This window comes from Nocardia sp. NPDC004722, assembly GCF_053601505.1.
In genome coordinates, this window is sequence record NZ_JBSGBY010000135.1 from 1 (window position 1) to 15,462 (window position 15,462).

At 69.7% G+C, this 15,462-nt stretch carries 11 protein-coding genes and 1 pseudogene; 5 read left to right on the plus strand and 7 right to left on the minus strand.

Annotation, left to right across the window (positions count from 1 at the left end):
- Together ACWELQ_RS15820 and ACWELQ_RS15825 are read right to left on the minus strand one after the other, a co-directional pair.
- A partial coding sequence (locus ACWELQ_RS15820; protein ID WP_452397771.1) for an ATP-dependent helicase occupies positions 1-2,209 on the minus strand: 2,209 nt, incomplete at its 3' end.
- 59 nt (positions 2,210-2,268) lie between these two features.
- Entirely contained in the window at positions 2,269-5,793 is a 3,525-nt protein-coding gene (locus ACWELQ_RS15825; RefSeq protein ID WP_452397772.1) for an ATP-dependent helicase, read from the minus strand.
- 130 nt (positions 5,794-5,923) lie between these two features.
- Between ACWELQ_RS15825 and ACWELQ_RS15830 the strand changes: the two genes are divergently transcribed.
- Genes ACWELQ_RS15830 through ACWELQ_RS15840 form a run of 3 tightly spaced genes read left to right on the plus strand, consistent with a single transcriptional unit; the run spans position 5,924 to position 7,842 of the window.
- Positions 5,924-6,727: an alpha/beta fold hydrolase gene (locus ACWELQ_RS15830; protein WP_452397763.1), complete on the plus strand. Its 804-nt coding sequence runs from the start codon at positions 5,924-5,926 to the stop codon at positions 6,725-6,727.
- Position 6,728: 1 nt separating this feature from the next.
- The gene (locus tag ACWELQ_RS15835) at positions 6,729-7,031 is read left to right on the plus strand and encodes an MGMT family protein (protein ID WP_452397764.1); all 303 of its coding nucleotides are present in this window, start codon (positions 6,729-6,731) and stop codon (positions 7,029-7,031) included.
- Positions 7,032-7,065: 34 nt separating this feature from the next.
- A complete protein-coding gene (locus ACWELQ_RS15840) occupies positions 7,066-7,842 on the plus strand; it encodes a VOC family protein (RefSeq protein WP_452397765.1) in 777 nt (258 codons plus the stop codon).
- A gap of 64 nt (positions 7,843-7,906) precedes the next feature.
- Here ACWELQ_RS15840 and ACWELQ_RS15845 read toward each other — a convergent pair whose 3' ends face one another.
- Positions 7,907-8,185 carry a WhiB family transcriptional regulator gene (locus ACWELQ_RS15845; protein ID WP_452397773.1) on the minus strand — a complete coding sequence of 93 codons (279 nt, stop codon included), beginning with the start codon at positions 8,183-8,185 and terminating at the stop codon, positions 7,907-7,909.
- A gap of 56 nt (positions 8,186-8,241) precedes the next feature.
- Positions 8,242-8,676 carry a hypothetical protein gene (locus ACWELQ_RS15850; protein ID WP_452397766.1) on the minus strand — a complete coding sequence of 145 codons (435 nt, stop codon included), beginning with the start codon at positions 8,674-8,676 and terminating at the stop codon, positions 8,242-8,244.
- Positions 8,677-8,896: 220 nt separating this feature from the next.
- Here ACWELQ_RS15850 and ACWELQ_RS15855 point away from each other — a divergent pair, with 220 nt between their 5' ends.
- Complete coding sequence (locus ACWELQ_RS15855; RefSeq protein WP_452397767.1) at positions 8,897-9,796, plus strand: alpha/beta fold hydrolase; 900 nt, start codon at positions 8,897-8,899, stop codon at positions 9,794-9,796.
- 94 nt (positions 9,797-9,890) lie between these two features.
- On the opposite strand, the gene ACWELQ_RS15860 is transcribed toward ACWELQ_RS15855, so the two are convergent.
- Entirely contained in the window at positions 9,891-10,703 is an 813-nt protein-coding gene (locus ACWELQ_RS15860) for a helix-turn-helix transcriptional regulator (protein WP_452397768.1), read from the minus strand.
- Between the two features lie 363 nt (positions 10,704-11,066).
- Here ACWELQ_RS15860 and ACWELQ_RS15865 point away from each other — a divergent pair, with 363 nt between their 5' ends.
- Positions 11,067-12,815 (plus strand): NTP transferase domain-containing protein, encoded by a 1,749-nt coding sequence (locus ACWELQ_RS15865; RefSeq protein WP_452397769.1) that lies wholly within the window; start codon positions 11,067-11,069, stop codon positions 12,813-12,815.
- A 9-nt stretch (positions 12,816-12,824) separates the two neighbouring features.
- Here the strand turns inward: ACWELQ_RS15865 and ACWELQ_RS15870 are convergent, their stop codons facing one another.
- The gene (locus tag ACWELQ_RS15870; protein WP_452397770.1) at positions 12,825-13,607 is read right to left on the minus strand and encodes an MmyB family transcriptional regulator; all 783 of its coding nucleotides are present in this window, start codon (positions 13,605-13,607) and stop codon (positions 12,825-12,827) included.
- A gap of 210 nt (positions 13,608-13,817) precedes the next feature.
- Positions 13,818-15,380 (minus strand): annotated as a pseudogene (locus tag ACWELQ_RS15875) (dipeptide ABC transporter ATP-binding protein); the annotation flags it as partial.
- Positions 15,381-15,462: the final 82 nt, after the last annotated feature.

The window sequence follows — 15,462 nt, forward strand, 5'->3', positions numbered from 1 at the left end:
CGCCCGGCTCCAATCCGTTCTCGACTTCTTCGGCGGCGGCGAGGAAGTCGAGCAGGCCGGGCAGGGAGGAGCGGTGGTCGGCGGAATATCCGGCCACCACCTCGGCGAAGGCGTCGAGGTGTTCGCGTCCGGCGGCGGCGTGCGCGCGGCGGGTCTGGGTCTCGACCCCGACACCGATGGTGCGTTCGACGTCGGCGACAAGTTCGGCCAGCGGCTGCCCGGCGCGTTCCCGCAACGCCGACAATTCCCGGCCCAGGGCGGTGATCCGTGCGAAACCTTGAGTCGAATACTCTTCCGGCTCACCGGGATCCGCGATGGCGTCGCCGAGACCGGCCTTCTCGGCGGGTTCGGGCGCGACCTCACGCAGCGCCTCGTTCAGGGTGGCGGTGTCGGTGATGGCGTCGGTCTGCCCTGCGGGCCGCCGGATGGATAGTGTGCGAGCCCGCCGCGACAGCGCGGCGATATCGGAGACGCCGATACGCCAGCGCGCGCCCGTCAGAATCCGCACCGCCGCGCTACCGGCCGACGGGTCGGCGATCAGCCTCAGCGTGGCAACGATATCGGCGACCTCAGGTGTATGCAGCAGCCCGCCCAAACCCACGATCTCCACGGGTAATCCGTGCGCCCGCAAGGCTTCCGCCAGCGGCGCGGCATCGGCATTGCGCCGCACCAGCACCGCCGAGGTGGGTGGCGGCTTGTCCTCGTCGGCCGCCGCAGCCCATTCGGCCGCGATCCGCTCCCCCACCCAGTCCCGTTCCACCGCAACGTCTTCCGCCAGTGCTAAGGCCACGGTCCCGGCCGTCGCATCCGGCCGCGGCCGCAGCGCGTCCACCGTCACACCCCCACCCCGAGCCGCCCGCTCCCGCAACGGATCCGACACCAGATTCGCCAGATCCAACGCCTCCGGCGGATTCCGCCAACTCGTCAGCAACGGCAGAATCGGCGCGGGAACCCCTGGCGCACTGGGAAAGTCCGTCGCGAACCGAGGCAGGTTGGCCGCCGACGCCCCACGCCACCCGTAGATCGACTGCATCGGATCACCGACCGCCGTGACGGCCAGCGGCTGCCCGCGCTCACCCGAGGCGGTCGCCGCCTCCGCGGACCTGCCGCCGGTGGCTCGTCCGGCAGTGCCGCTGCCATTGCCGCTCGTGGGCCGGGCATCCGCTTCGCCCACACCATCGTTCCGCAGTCGATCGTGATCTCCCTCGCCACGGCGGTTCTCGGGCATGGGCGCGCGGGCAGCATCGTCGACCGCAGTTGCGGCATCGACCGCAGCGGCGGGGTCGGTCGGGGCGGCTGCGCCGAAGAGGGACGACAGCAGGATGCGTTGAGAGTGGCCGGTGTCCTGGTATTCGTCCAGCAGGACCAGGCGGAAGCGGTCGCGTTCCGCCGCACCGACTTCCGGGTGGGTGGCCGCGAGGCGGGCGGAGAGAGACATTTGGGCACCGAAGTCGAGGGCGCCTCGTCGACGGAGTTCCTCGGCGAGACGCTCGACCAGGGGGAGGAGGGCTACGCGTTCGTGTTGGGCTTCCAGCAGGTCGAGGAGGGCCTTCTTGGGGCCGCCCTTCTGGCGGGGGCCCGCCGGGAGGGTGTGGACGAGGTTCTCCAATTCCAGGTGGGCGGTGGCCAATTGGTGGGGTTGGACCAGGTGTTCGGCGAGTTGGCCGGAGAGGGCGAGAACGGCTTCGGTGACGCCGACGGGGCTGCGGTCGGTGTCGAGGTCGCCGTCCCAGGTGGAGACCACGCGGTAGGCGAGCTGCCAGAGCTGGGTCTGGGTGAGCAGGGTGGCGGTGGGTTCGACGGGCAGCAGCAGGCCGTATTCGGTGAGCAGGCGGCCCGCGTAGGAGTGGTAGGTGCTGATCTCCGGTTCGGAGGCGGTGAGCAGGCCGCGCAGCTTGCCGGTCGGGTCGATGTCGCGCACGATCGGCGCGCCCGCCAGCCGGGCCAGCCGGGTGCGGATACGAGTCGTCAACTGCTGGGCTGCTTTTCGGGTGAAGGTGAGGCCCAGCACCTGTTCGGGTTCGACCAGCCCGTTGGCCACCATCCAGACCACGCGGGCGGCCATGGTCTCGGTCTTGCCCGCGCCCGCGCCCGCCACCACCAGGGTCGGACCGGGCGGGGAGGCGATGACGGCGGCCTGCTCGTCGGTGGGCGGCGGCAGGCCCAGCGCGTCGGCGAGCTGGCGCGGCGTGATGCGCGCACCCGGCACCGGGCCTCCACCGTTCGCGGAGTCGCCGCCGTCCTCGGAATCGTTGTGCGGCACCACGCTCACTCGTCCGTCACCTGGCGACCGGTGTCCTGGACCGGGCAGCTGCCCGCCACCTTGCAGTGGCGGCAGCCGTCATTGCGCATGGCCAGGTAGCTCGGGCCCTTGGAGGCGTCGGCGGCGTCGTGGATGGCGGTGCGCCAGGTTTCGATGCCGTCGGCGTCCAGCGGCAGCTGCATGCGCTGGGTCGCGCCCTCCTTGCTGCTGGGCTTGGCCACGTAGACCAGGCGCGCACCGCCGGGCTCGCCCTCGCCGAGCGCGCCCTCGGCGGCGGCGACCTGGTAGGTGGCCAGCTGCGCGTGGTCCTGCGCGGCCTGCTTGGAGATGGGGGTCTTGCCGGTCTTCACGTCGACGATCACGAAGCGGCCCAGCGCATCTCGCTCCACCCGGTCCACCCGGCCGCTGATCCGCACCGGCTGTTCGTGCGGACCGCGCGCGGGCAGCACACAGTCCACCGGCACCTCGACACCGATGGCGGTGAGCTCGTCGCGGGTATTGCGCAGCCAGGCCAGGAAGGTGTCGACCATGGTCTCGGTGCGGCGCAGTTCCGCGCGGGAGTGCCAGTTCTCGCCGTCGCGGGCGGCGGGGTCGATCTTCTTCCACGCCTTCGCCAGCGCCTGTTTCACCTGGTCCTCGCTGACCTGCCCGGCCAGCGCCTGCACCAGGGTGTGCACCAGATTGCCCTTGAGCGCGTGCGGGTTCTCGCCGTCGCCGCCGCCGTGGCGTTCCAGCGCCCAGCGCAGCGGGCAGGTCTTGAGCTGATCGACCGTGGAGGGTGAGAGCGAGATCGCGCCGTCCTCGCTGTCCCACAGCGGATTCGTGGAGGAGAGTTCGGCGGTGCCGTACCAGTCGTCGGGGTGTGCGCCGCGGACCCCGGCGTCGGCGAGCCGGGCCAGCTGCTTGGCCGCGCGCATGCGGCGTTCCGGGCTGGTCTCGGGATCGCAGGCGGCGGAACGCAATTCGGCGATGAGGGCGTGCATGGCGAGGGCCCGGCCGGGATCCACCGGTGTCGGGATCCGGCCCGGCGTGCCTTCCCCGGCATCGGCGTCCATTTCGGCGAGGAACCGTGACGGCACCAGATCCTGGTCGCCAGTGACGGATTCGACGGCGGTGACCAGCAGTGACCGCCGTGCCCGGCTGCACGCCACCAGCAGCAGTCGCCGCTCCTCGGCCAGCAGCGGGGCGGCGCGGCTCACCTTCTCGCCCGAACCGCCCACGCCCGCAAGCAGATCCACCAGTTCCTCGACCCCGAGCAGGGTGCCGCGCGGGCGCAGGTTCGGCCAGATGCCCTCCTGCACGGCCGCCACCGCGACGGTGTCCCACTCCCGGCCCGCCGCCGCGTGCGCGCTGCAAATCGTGACCGCCTCGCCCGGATCGGTGACCGGTGCGTCGTCCTGCGGAATCTGCTGCTGCTCCAGGTATTCCACGAAACCTTCGATGGTGGCGCGCGGCAGCCGGTCCACATACGACGCGGCCGCCTCGAACAGCCCCACCACCGCGTCCAGGTCCCGGTCCGCCTGCATCCCGACCGCTCCCCCGCGTTCGGACTGCCCCACCCACCGCCGCTCCAGCGTGGACGCCGTCCACACGCCCCACATCACGTCTTCCAGCCCACCCCGCTCCCGCCTGACCTTGCGCGCCCGCCCGAGTGCCTTCAGCACCCGCTGCAACGGCGCGGCCTCCACCTTGGTCAGCTTCTCGTAAATCGCCCGATTCCCCACCCCGACAAGCAAATCCCGCAGAATCTCCGCCGACGACCGATCCAGATCCGCGAAACGCGCCGCGTCACCGTCCAATTCGGCGTCCCGCACGGCGCTGGAATCCATTACCCGGGACGCACCGCCCCCAGCGGCCGGCTCCACACCCGCCTCGGCGTCGACATCCTCGGGCGACCGCTCCGGATAGCCGAGCTCGAGCACCGCGCGCCGGATACCGCGCCGCAGTCGCCGCAGACTGATCTGATCGGCCCCGCCCAGCGGCCCGGCAAGCAGATCCAGCGCATCATCGGCGGTGAACTCGATCGGCCGCGGATGCCGGACCGCGGTCGGATCCCCCGCGGTAACGGCCCGCAGCGCCAACAACATCCACATCGCCCCCCGCCGCCGCGCCAACGGTACGTCCGCGGGCGGCTGCCGCACCGGCACCCCGGCCGCCAACAGCGCCCGCCGCAACGGCGCGAGCGACAGCGGCACCGACCGCACGATCACCACCATCTGCGACCACGGCACCCCGTGCGTGAGATGCGCCCGCCGCAGCTGATCCGCGATCAGCGCGGCTTCCTTCGCGGGCGTGGTCAACACCTGCACCCGCACCTCACCGATGGGATCGGGGGTGACGGTGTCTTGGTGGTGGCCGTTTCTGGTCGAGCCGTTGTTGTCGGTGAGGTCGGCGACGATGTCGGCGAGGAAGTCGGTGGTGGCGCGGGTGCGGAGGATGCCGGGGGGTGGGGTGCGGTGCGTGGGGGAACCGGGGAGGCGGGCGGCTATGCGGTCGGCTAATTCTTGGATAGCCGGGGCGGCGCGGTGGTTGTGGCGCAGGGTGATTCGGCGGTCGGCGGGGGCTTCGGGGTCGGCGGCGAAGCGGGGGTCGGCGCCGCGGAAGGTGTAGACGGCCTGGTCGGGGTCGGCCGCGATGACCGTGGTCGCGCCGCCGCTGCCGAGGGCGCGGATGAGTTGGGCGGCATGGGGGTCGAGGTGCTGGGCGTCGTCGGCGAGGATGCAGTGCAGTCGATTGCGTTCGGCGGCAAGCAGTTCGGGGTCGGCGTGGAAGGCGTCGAGGGTGGCGGTGACGAGTTCGGCGGCGTCGAGGGCGGGGGCGCTGGCCTCGGGCACGTCCATGCCGACCGACCAGCGCAGCATCATGATCTGCTCGTAGCGCTCGGCGAAACGGCCCGCTGCGACCCATTCGGGATGGCGGTGGGTGTGGCCGAGCTCGATGAGATCCTCCGGCCCGAGACCGCGCTCGGTGGCCCGCAACATGAGGTCCCGCAACTGTTCAGCGAATCCGGCGGCGGGCAGTGCCGGATGCAGGCGTTCGGGCCAGTCGGCCGCACCGTCGGCGAGGTCGCCGCGCAGCATCTCGCGAATGACGATGTCCTGCTCGGATCCGGTGAGCAGCCGCGGCGGCGGATTGCCGTGGGTGGCCGCGAAGGTGCGCAGCAGCCCGAACGCGTAGGAGTGAACGGTGCGCACGAGCGGCGCGCGGGTCGCGCCGGGCACACCGCCGAGTTCCGGGTCGGCTTCGGCGATGCGGGCATTGATGGCGGTCCGCACGGCGGTGGCGGCGCGCTTGGTGTAGGTGAGCACCAGCACCGATTCAGGTGCGGCTCCGGCCAGGATGCGGGCGGCGGCGATATCGACCAGCAGCGCGGTCTTCCCGGTGCCGGGCCCGCCGAGCACCTGCCAGGGCCGCCATCCGGGATCGAGACCGAGGTCGGAGAACAGCGGCCGGAGCTCGGCGTCCCACTCCCGCGCGGGGGTCTGGGTTTGCGCCCGGCGCACCAATTGCACCGAGCTATCCGATCGCATCACGTCGGCTATTTCAACAGATCGCCCCGACAGTTCCGGTTTGCCCTGAGTTGTCCGTGCCGCCGGTCACACGGCGCGCTCCGTTCATCTCAGCGCGTGCGGGCCGTCGGTGTCCGCGGGAGGCAGCACAATGGGCGGGGTGGCGGAGCTTCATATTCATCGTTTCGGTCCCTCGACCGGTCCGGTCGTCCTGGCGTTGCACGGGTTGACGGGTCACGGCGAACGCTGGCGACAGCTGGCCGACGACCATCTCCCCGATGTCCGGATCCTTGCACCGGATCTGCGCGGGCACGGGAGGTCGCCCGGCGTGCCGCCGTGGGATTTCGAAACTTTGGTCGATGATCTCGCGGCGCTGCTGCGGGCGGAGACCAGCGAACCGGTAGTGGTGCTCGGGCATTCGTTCGGCGCGGCCACCGCGGTGCATCTGGCGCACCGCCGCCCGGAGCTGGTGCGTGGGCTGGTGCTGTTGGACCCGGCCATCGGCTTGGAGGCCGACCGCATGCTGCACATCGCGAACGCCATGCTGGCGGCCCCGGATTACGCGAGCGTCGAGCAGGCCCGCTTCGACAAGCTGGAGACCGCGTGGGGCGAGCTGGACCCGGCCGTGCTCGAGGCGGAACTGGCCGAGCATCTGGTTCCGACCGCCGAGGGCCGTTTCGCCTGGCGCATCTCGATGCCCGCGATCATCTCCTTCTGGGGTCAGATCGCCCGTGACTACGTGCTGCCGCCGCGCGACCTGCCGACCGTGCTGGTGCAGGCGATGAAGGTGAGCCCGCCCCTGGTGTCCCCCGACTTCCGCGCTGCCCTCACCACGCGTCTGGGCGACCGGATCACCGTGCGCGAGTTCGATTGCGACCACATGGTGGCGCAGGCCCGGCCCGCCGAGACGGCGGCGCTGGTGCGTGAGCTGCTCTCGTCGACCCGGGACCGCTGAAATGCCAACCACCGAAGCCGAAGTCGAGCGGGTCCGCGAGTTGGTGGCGGCCATTCCGCCGGGCCGGGTGTCCACCTACGGCGATATCGCGGCCGCGGCGGGCCTGTCCACCCCGCGCACGGTCGGCTGGATCATGCGCACCGATGCCGCGGATCTGCCGTGGCATCGGGTCCTGCGCGCAAATGGCACGCCCGCACCGCATTTGGCGCATCGGCAGCTGGCGGAGCTGGTCGCCGAGGGCTGCCCGATGGTGGACGGCCGGGTGGATATGCGTCGCGCCCGGCATCAATTCGCGCAAGCCTGATCGCGCCGCGCATCCGGCGGTTACCGTGGAAATCATGTCCACCCGGTTGGCATGCGTGGTATTCGATGCGGAGCGACCCCGGCTGGTGGCCCGTTTCTGGGCCGAGCTGCTGGGCTGGGAGGTGACGGTGGACCGGCCCGGGGAGGTCGATATCGCCGCGCCCGACCCGGACGGCCTGGACGTGGCGCTCACCTTCCTCCCCGCGCGGCGGCCGAAGACCGCCCTCAACCGCATCCACCTGGATCTGTCGTCGCGGTCCCTGGATCATCAGCGGCTGCAGGTGGATCGCGCGCTGGCCTTGGGTGCGCGCACGGTGGATATCGGGCAGGGGACGGTGCCGTGGACCGTGCTGGCCGACCCCGAGGGCAATGAGTTCTGTGTGCTGGAACCGCGCGAGGAGTACGTGGACACCGGTGCGGTCGCGGCCATCACGATGGATACCCGGGATCCGTTGCGGCTGGCCGACTTCTGGTCCGCCGCCACCGGTTGGCCGCTGACTCACCAGAATTCCCGCTATGCCGGGATCCGCGCGGCCACGGGGCAGGGTCCGTGGCTGGAGTTCCTGCACCGGCCCGAGGCCGCCGCCAAATGCGGCCGCCTCCATCTGGATCTGGTCGCCTTTCCCAGTGACGACCCCGCGGCGGAGGCGGCCCGGCTCCGGGCGGCGGGCGCGGTGTCTTTCGTACCGGATCCTGGAGCGCCTTTCGTACCGAATCCCGGAGCGCCGTTGGTACCCGATACCGGAGCGCCGCTGACGCTGGCCGATCCGGAAACCAACGAATTCTGTTTGCTACAGGCAACTATCGATTGACCGACATCGATCGAATGCCGCCGATCCGGTCCGCTTCCCCGCGGCCGGTCGGCCCGGGGGACGTTCAGGCCGCGCCGCGTTCGTAGCGCCGGCGCTCGCGCGGCGATAGGCCGCCCCAGATGCCGAAGCGCTGATCGTGGCTGAGCGCGTAGTCGAGGCACTGCTTGCGCACGTCGCAGGAGGAGCAAATGCGCTTGGCCTCGCGGGTGGAGCCGCCCTTGTCGGGAAAGAACGCCTCGGGATCGGTCTGGGTGCACAGCGCCTGCTGATGCCAGGATTCGCCGTCGGATCCGTCCCGGCGGGCGAGGGATTCGAACATGGCGTCGAAATTGGTGAATAGCATCTTCACTTGATCTATCCCTTCGATCAATGACGAATAAAAGAAAACGATCGGTACGTTTAGCCCCTCGGGCAATCACCGGCGACCGCGGCCAGCCGGGCCTGCTCGCCATTGACGAAGATGCGGCGCGCGTGCACCGCCGCCGGCGCGCCCGACCAAGGCGCGAGTGCGGTGGTGAACATGAGTTCACACCAGCTCAATGCGGGCACCGCACCGCCGGCGAGCGTATTCAGCAGGGAAAGTTCCTGATCGCTGTCGTTCCAAGCGGCAAACAGCCACGAAGCATCGAGTCGGCCGAGAAATTCTTCGGCATCCTCCGGAATACCGAGCGGGGCATCGACCGCGAGGTGCACGACCGCGGAAATCGCGTGGCGCATACGCGCATCCAGGCCGACCCCGTCGTGCAGCAGCAGCCCTTCCAGCGACTCCCGCAAACCGGCGCCGCGGTCGATCCGGAAGTCGTTACGGCGGGCCGCGGTGGTGATGTCGAACATTGTTTCCTCCCTTGAAATTGCGCTTGTCCCAAAAGCGCCACGGCCTGATTAAAAAGGCATTGTGATCTTGTTGTCCAGTTTTGAGGCAATCTGGGGCAAACCCCTAGCAGTACTGACACTGGCGAGTGTGGGTACCCGTCGGGAACCTCACCGGAGGGTGCCTGGCACCACGCGGGCAAACATCTAGGGAGCGACCGCTTCCGCCGTTTAGGGTCCGACCATGCCTTATGTGCGATCCGGTTCAGCCACTGTCCATTTCAACTTCGACCAGCACCGGAACACCGTTTCCGGAAGTGCCCCGACCCTGCTGCTCGCCCATGGATTCTTCATGGACGAGTCGATGTTCGAGCCAATGCGCGAACCCCTGGCAGCCGCTGGCATCAATCTCGTAACAATCGACGCTCGCTGCCATGGACGCACCCAGTCACCCGATGGCGAACCGTTCAGCTATTGGGATCTGGCCGCCGACGGATTGGCCGTGCTGGATGAACTCGGAATCGAGAAGGCGGTGGTCGGCGGAATGAGCCAGGGCGGGTACGCGGCCTTGCGCATGGCATTGCTCGCCCCGGAGCGGGTGCAGGGACTGGCGCTGATCGATACCGAGGCCAGCGCGTGCAGCCCTTCGGAATTGGCCTTCTATCGCGAATTCTTCGAACGCTGGACCGGATCCGAGCCGATGGCCCCGCTGGTCGCCGAATTGGCCCCGCAGATCATCGGGGGCACCGACCCGCGACTATGGCGGGCGTGGACCAGCCGCTGGTACGGCTCCGACCGGCAGGCCATCGCGCCCGCGGCCCGCTGCCTGATGGACCGGCGCTCGGTGCTGCACCGACTACCGGAGATCACCGCCCCGGCGCTGGTGGTCCGCGGCAGTCACGATGCCACCAGCACCGCCCAGAAGTCCGAGGCGCTGGCCGCCGGGCTGTCGGGTTCCGACGGGGTGGTGACCATTCCCGGCGCCGGGCACGGCGCGGCCTGGACCCATCCGGAAGTGGTTGTGCCGCTGCTGATCCGGTTGGTGGAGCGGACCACCGCCAAGCGGGAGAGCCGGCTGGCCCAGACCCTGGGCGCGCCGTGGCTGAACCGGCGCGGAGTGCCCGAGATTCAAGCCGCCCAGTGAGGACCCTGAGCGGCGCGGCGCGTACATCGAACGGCGCGGTGGCCGATCCGAACGGCGCGGTGCGGACCTGACCAGCGGCCGTGCCCGGTGCGGGTCACGGCCGGTTGGTCTCCTGGTCTTCTTGCCAGCTCGGGATGCCGAGGAAGATCTGAATCTGGCTGGGGTAGGCGGCATTGAACACGCTGAACAGCTGCACCGCGATGTCGAATCGGCGGCCGCTGTCGCGCTCCCGGAGTTTCATGGTGGCACGGGGACGACCGTAGGCGGCGACGCCCTCGTCCCACATTTCCCGGAAAAGCCCGAAACGTCCCAGTTCAGCGAGGAATTCGACCGACCAGGCGGTGTCGCCGGAGCTCGCGATCAGCCCGCGCAGCCAGTGCACGGTCAGCCGGACCTCTTCCTCCCACTCGACCATGGCGTCGCGGGCCATCTCATTGCCCAGCAGCCAGCGCAGGATATTCACATCGCGGGCCAGCCCGGGGAAGGCGCGTGCGTAGCTTTCGTTGCAGGCCAGCACATTCCAGCGGGTGTCGACGTAGGCGGCCAGATTCGGCTCGTGCAGTTCGAGCGCGCGGCGCATGTCGTCGGTGATTTCGGCCCGCAGTTGTTCCACGGTGGGAAATTCGCTGACCCCGAGTCCGGCCAGATCGAGCAGATGCCGACGCTCGACGGCGGACAGCGGGGTTATTCGGTCCAGATATCGCAGCAGCGCATCCACCACTTCCCGGGTGGGGTGGCCGCGATCGCCCTTCTCCAAATGACTGATGTAGCTGGCGCTCACACCGGCATTGAACGCGAGCCTTTCTCGCGATACGGCACGGGCATCACGCAGGCGGCGTAACAGCAGTCCGAATGTCGGGGGCTTCAGATCGTCCGAGTCCCTATCCGGTTTCACGCCCAGCACCACGCCGTTCCCTCTCCACAAACATTCAGCAAACCAACCTTCATCGCTCTGAGTCCTCCTGGTACCGGACAGTGGGACCCGGTGTGACGCCTGGTGTGAACTGTGACGAACGCCGCGTTCTTCGTCAGTTCTCAGGTCGGATACTGCCATATGAGGTAGTTCCCAACGTTAAAACAAGGCCATTTCTACTATGTGTCGTACCACATCTCATAACGTAACGAGTATCGGCAATTGCATAGCAAGCGAGCGTTTCCGGCGCGCCCGACAAGCCCGCAACGGGGTGCCACTACGATCTTCAACCATGCCCAGTGACCTATCCGTGCTTTGGCGGGCCAGCCGAAGTCGCACCGTACCCGGAGCCGGCTCGTGACACCCGTCGACGCCATCGTGCTGGCCGGTGGGAAGGCCAGCCGGATGGGCGGCGTGGACAAGCCCGCGCTGGTGGTGGGTGGGCAATCCATGCTGGACGCGGCGCTGACGGCGGTCGCCGGATGCGCGCGGACCGTGGTGGTCGGGCCGCATCGGCCCGAGTTGCCGCCGGAAATCCTTCAGGCACAAGAGATACCGGCCGGGGCGGGTCCGGTGGCGGCCATCGCGGCGGGGCTGGGCGCGCTGGCCGGCTGTGAATTCCCGGCCGGGCTGATCGTGGTGCTGGCCGCCGACATGCCTTTCCTCACCGCCGCCGCGGTCGACGAACTGCTCACCCACGCAAGGGATTCCGGTAGCGACGCGGTCTTCGCCACCGATGCCTCGGGCCGTCCCCAGTACCTGGTCGGGGTGTGGCGGCGGGCCGCGCTCACCGAGGCGCTGGCGGGCCTGGATTCCCTGGTGAACCGGCCGATGAAGGCGCTGGTGCCGGTGGAGACGGCCATGGTGGCGCTGCCCGGGGTGGAGGATTGCGACACCCCCGAGGATGTCCGCCGCGCCCGCACCGGCGCGGCCCGGGGCGCGGAGCCGCTGTGGCTCGACGAGGCGCGAGATGTGCTGCGCGGGAGCATTTCCCCGTTGCCGGTGCGGCGCGCGGCGCTGCGGGCGGTCCGGGGCGCGACCCTGGCCGCGCCGTTGCGGGCCGGGGATGCGTTGCCGCGCTTCGATGTTTCGGCCATGGACGGCTACGCGGTGAGCGGGGACGGGCCCTGGCAGCTGCGCCGCGATATCGGCTTCGCGGGCGGTGAGCGGCCGGTCGGCCTGCTGGACGGGGAGGCCGTGCGGATCGCCACCGGCGCGCACGTGCCCGACGGCACCTCCTCGGTGGTGCGCGACGAGTTCGTGCGCATCGATGCCGACGGCACGCTGTATCGCCTGCCGGACACCCCGATTCGCGAGGATGTGCGCCGCCGCGGCGAGTACTGGATGCCCGGCGACGAGGTGGCGGCCGCGGGCACGCCCGTCACCGCCGCGCTGATCTCGGTGGCGGCCAGCGCCGAGGTGACCGCCGCCGAGGTGCGCGGCCCGGTGCGCGCGCGAATCGTCATGACCGGCGACGAGATTCGCGGCGACGGACCGCTGCACGTCGGGCAGACCCGCGACTCGATCGGCCCGATCCTGCCCGACCTGCTGTCCTGGTACGGGGTCACCACCATCGAGCGGGTTCACCTGCGCGACAACGAGAATGCCTTCGACGAGGTGCTGGCGGCGGCCACCGACTGCGATCTGCTGATCATCGTCGGCGCGACCGGCGGCGGCGCGGCCGATCAGCTGCGCGCGGCCCTGGACCGCACCGAGGCCACGATGCTGCTGCGCCGATTGCGGCTGCGTCCCGGCGGTTCCACGGTGGCGGCCCAGTTGGCCACCGGCGCAGTGGTTCTCGGGCTGCCCGGTAACCCGTTCGCGGCCGTCGCCACGCTGCTGAGCCTGATCGCCGCGACCGTGGAGGGCATGACCGGGGCGCGGGCGGCCAACGCCGTCATGGGTCCGCTGGTCAATGCCGCGGAGCTGACCGCTCCGGTGTCCCGCATCGTCCCGGCCCGGGCCCTGCCCGGCGGCGGCTTCCACGGTGATCTGCGGTTGCGGACCGCGCATCTGGCGGATCTGCTGCATCGCGACGGTGTGGTGATCGTCCCGGCGGACGCGCGCGACGGCGCGCTCGCCGAGTTCATTCCGCTGCGCGGCTGACGGTTCCCGCTAGCCGGGCAGCCCCAGAATGGTCAGCAGCTGCCCCGGATAGGCAGCGCCGTCCAATCGCCCGGTCTGCGCGTAGACGCGGCGGCGCAGCCCGGTCACCGGATTGCGTAGATGCAGAGTCCACACGTGCGGTGCGAACTCCACGCCGCCCTCCGACCACGCCTGCCGGAATTTCGGGAATTCCCCGAGTTCGCGAATGAGGTCGGCGAACCTTTCGGTATTGCCCGACCGCCCGATCAATCCGCGCATCCAGCGGGCGACGCTGCGGGCGTCGTTCTCCCAGTTCACCATGACCCGGGTGGCCAGTTCGTTGCCGAAGAACCAGCGCAGCATATTGCCGTCCTCGCGCACGCCGGGAAAGGCGTCGTTCCAGCTGTCATTGCTGGCGAGCAGATTGGCTTGAATGTCGAGCAGCGCGGCCAGATTCGGGCTGTGCAGTTCCAGGACGCGAGTCATCTCGGGGGTGATGGCGGCGCGCAGTTCCTCGGGGGTGGGCAGCTCGTCGGCGGCCAGTCCGGCCAGGTCGGCGATCTGACGGCGGTCGGCCACCGAGAGCGGGATCAGCCGGTCCAGATAGCGGGTGAGGGCCTCGACCACCTCGCGGGTCGGGTTGCCCCGGTCGCCTTTCTCCAAATGTGTTATGTAACTTGCGCTTACACCGGCATTGAATGCCAGCCGTTCGCGGGAAACACCGCGATTGTCGCGCAGTCGCCGAAGCAGGTTTCCGAAGGTGGGCGCCTCGAGTTCCCGAGAATCCTGTCCACATGCCGCTCTCGCGCCCACCTGGTTTCCTCCTTCACGGAATCTCCGGGGCCCACCCGCCTCACTCTTGGAGGCACCTCCGAGATCTCCTTACAGAACAGAAACCTACACAGATTCGGTTACGAACAGTTCAGGCTGACAAATCCAATCAGTATCACCGGATACTCCTCTTGGTATAAGTTCCGGTGCGACGGTGGTCATAACCACGGAATGACACTCATCAAATTACTCTCAGGCCCCCAGTGCCAGGGGCACGTTCGGCGAGTGGTTTTCCGCACGCCGAGCGCGCGCGGGATCCGGGATGGGAACCGCATCCAGCAAACGCCGAGTGTACTCCTCGCGTGGGGTTCCGAAAACCGTGGTGACCAGCCCTGATTCAATGGCTCGGCCCTCTCGCAACACCACCACGCGATCGGCCACCTGATGCACCACCGCCAGATCGTGGCTGATGAAAAGGCAGGCGAAGCCGTATTCGGCGCGCAGGTCGGCGAACAGGTCCAGCACCTGCGCCTGCACCGAGACGTCCAGTGCGCTGGTCGGCTCGTCGGCCACCAGCAACCGCGGCGCCAAGGCGAGTGCGCGGGCCAGCGCGACCCGCTGCCGCTGCCCGCCGGACAACTCGCCCGGGCGGCGCGCGGCGTAATCGCGTGGCAGGCGGACGGACTCGAGCAGATCACCCACCCGCGCCCGCAAGAGCGCCCCCGAGGCCGCGCGATGCACCCGCAACGGTTCGCCGATGGAATCCTCGACGCTGCGGCGCGGATCCAGCGAGGCCGTCACATCCTGATGCACCAGCGCGACCTGTTTGCGCAGCCCGCGCAGCTCGCGCCGGGGCAGACCGGACAGCGACACGCCCTGCAACACCACCTCTCCGGCGGCGGCCGGGATCAGCCCGAGCGCGGCCCGGCCGAGCGTGCTCTTCCCCGACCCCGACTCCCCCACCAGACCGATTACCTCGCGTGGCGCGAGGGTCAGCGAAATATCGTGCAGGGCTTGGAATTCACGCCGCCGCTGGCGGTAGACGACCGACAGGCCACTGATCCGCAGCACCGGTTCGGCGGCCGCGATTTCCGCCTTGGCGGCTACCGACGGCTCGGAGTCCACCGGTGGCTCGGAGTCCGCCTGAACCACGCTGAGCTCGGCGGCGATGGGTGTGGCGGGTTTGGCCGCGGCGCGTTCGGCGGGGGCGGTCGTTGCCGCGGTGTCAGGCAAGGTGGGCACCGCGGCGAGTAGCTCACGGGTGTACGGATCCTGCGGGCTGGCGAAAAGGTCTCGCACCGGCTGGGTTTCGACGACCTGTCCCGCCCGCATCACCACGACGCGGTCGGCGATGGCTGCCACGACGCCCAGGTTGTGGGTGATGAAGAGGATGGCGGTGTTGTTGCGGCGCTGGATGTCTCGGAGCAGGTCGAGGATTTCGGCCTGGACGGTGACATCGAGGGCGGTGGTGGGCTCGTCGGCGATGAGCAGGTCAGGGTCGCCGGAGAGGGCGAGCGCGATGACCACGCGCTGTTTCTGGCCGCCGGAGAGCTGGTGGGGGTACCAGTCGACGCGTTTGCCGGGCTCCGGGATGCCGACCAGTCCGAGCAGTTCGACGGCGCGGCCCCGGGCCTCGGATTTGCCGATCGGCCGGTGCGCCCGCAGCGCCTCGGCGATCTGGGTTCCTATGCGTTGCACCGGGTTCAGGGCCGTCTGGGGTTCCTGGAACACCATCGCGGCGCGGGTGCCGCGCAGCGGGCGCAGCTCGGCCTCGGCCGCGCCGATGATCTCGGTCCCGTCGACTGCGCCGCGCCCTGGGCTTCGACGAGCTCAAGGTCGCCGCCTCCGGTGCCGCCGCGATCCCGCCGGAGACCCTGGAATACCTGCTGGGCCTGGG

What these genes read in the sequence shown, in the direction of transcription:
- ACWELQ_RS15840 (WP_452397765.1), top strand. Translation starts at nt 7,066, where the DNA reads ATGTCCACCCGGTTGGCATGCGTGGTATTCGATGCGGAGCGACCCCGG.
- ACWELQ_RS15830 (WP_452397763.1), top strand. Translation starts at nt 5,924, where the DNA reads ATGGGCGGGGTGGCGGAGCTTCATATTCATCGTTTCGGTCCCTCGACC.
- ACWELQ_RS15850 (WP_452397766.1), bottom strand. Translation starts at nt 8,676, where the DNA reads ATGTTCGACATCACCACCGCGGCCCGCCGTAACGACTTCCGGATCGAC.
- ACWELQ_RS15835 (WP_452397764.1), top strand. Translation starts at nt 6,729, where the DNA reads ATGCCAACCACCGAAGCCGAAGTCGAGCGGGTCCGCGAGTTGGTGGCG.
- ACWELQ_RS15855 (WP_452397767.1), top strand. Translation starts at nt 8,897, where the DNA reads ATGCCTTATGTGCGATCCGGTTCAGCCACTGTCCATTTCAACTTCGAC.
- ACWELQ_RS15825 (WP_452397772.1), bottom strand. Translation starts at nt 5,793, where the DNA reads ATGCGATCGGATAGCTCGGTGCAATTGGTGCGCCGGGCGCAAACCCAG.
- ACWELQ_RS15845 (WP_452397773.1), bottom strand. Translation starts at nt 8,185, where the DNA reads ATGCTATTCACCAATTTCGACGCCATGTTCGAATCCCTCGCCCGCCGG.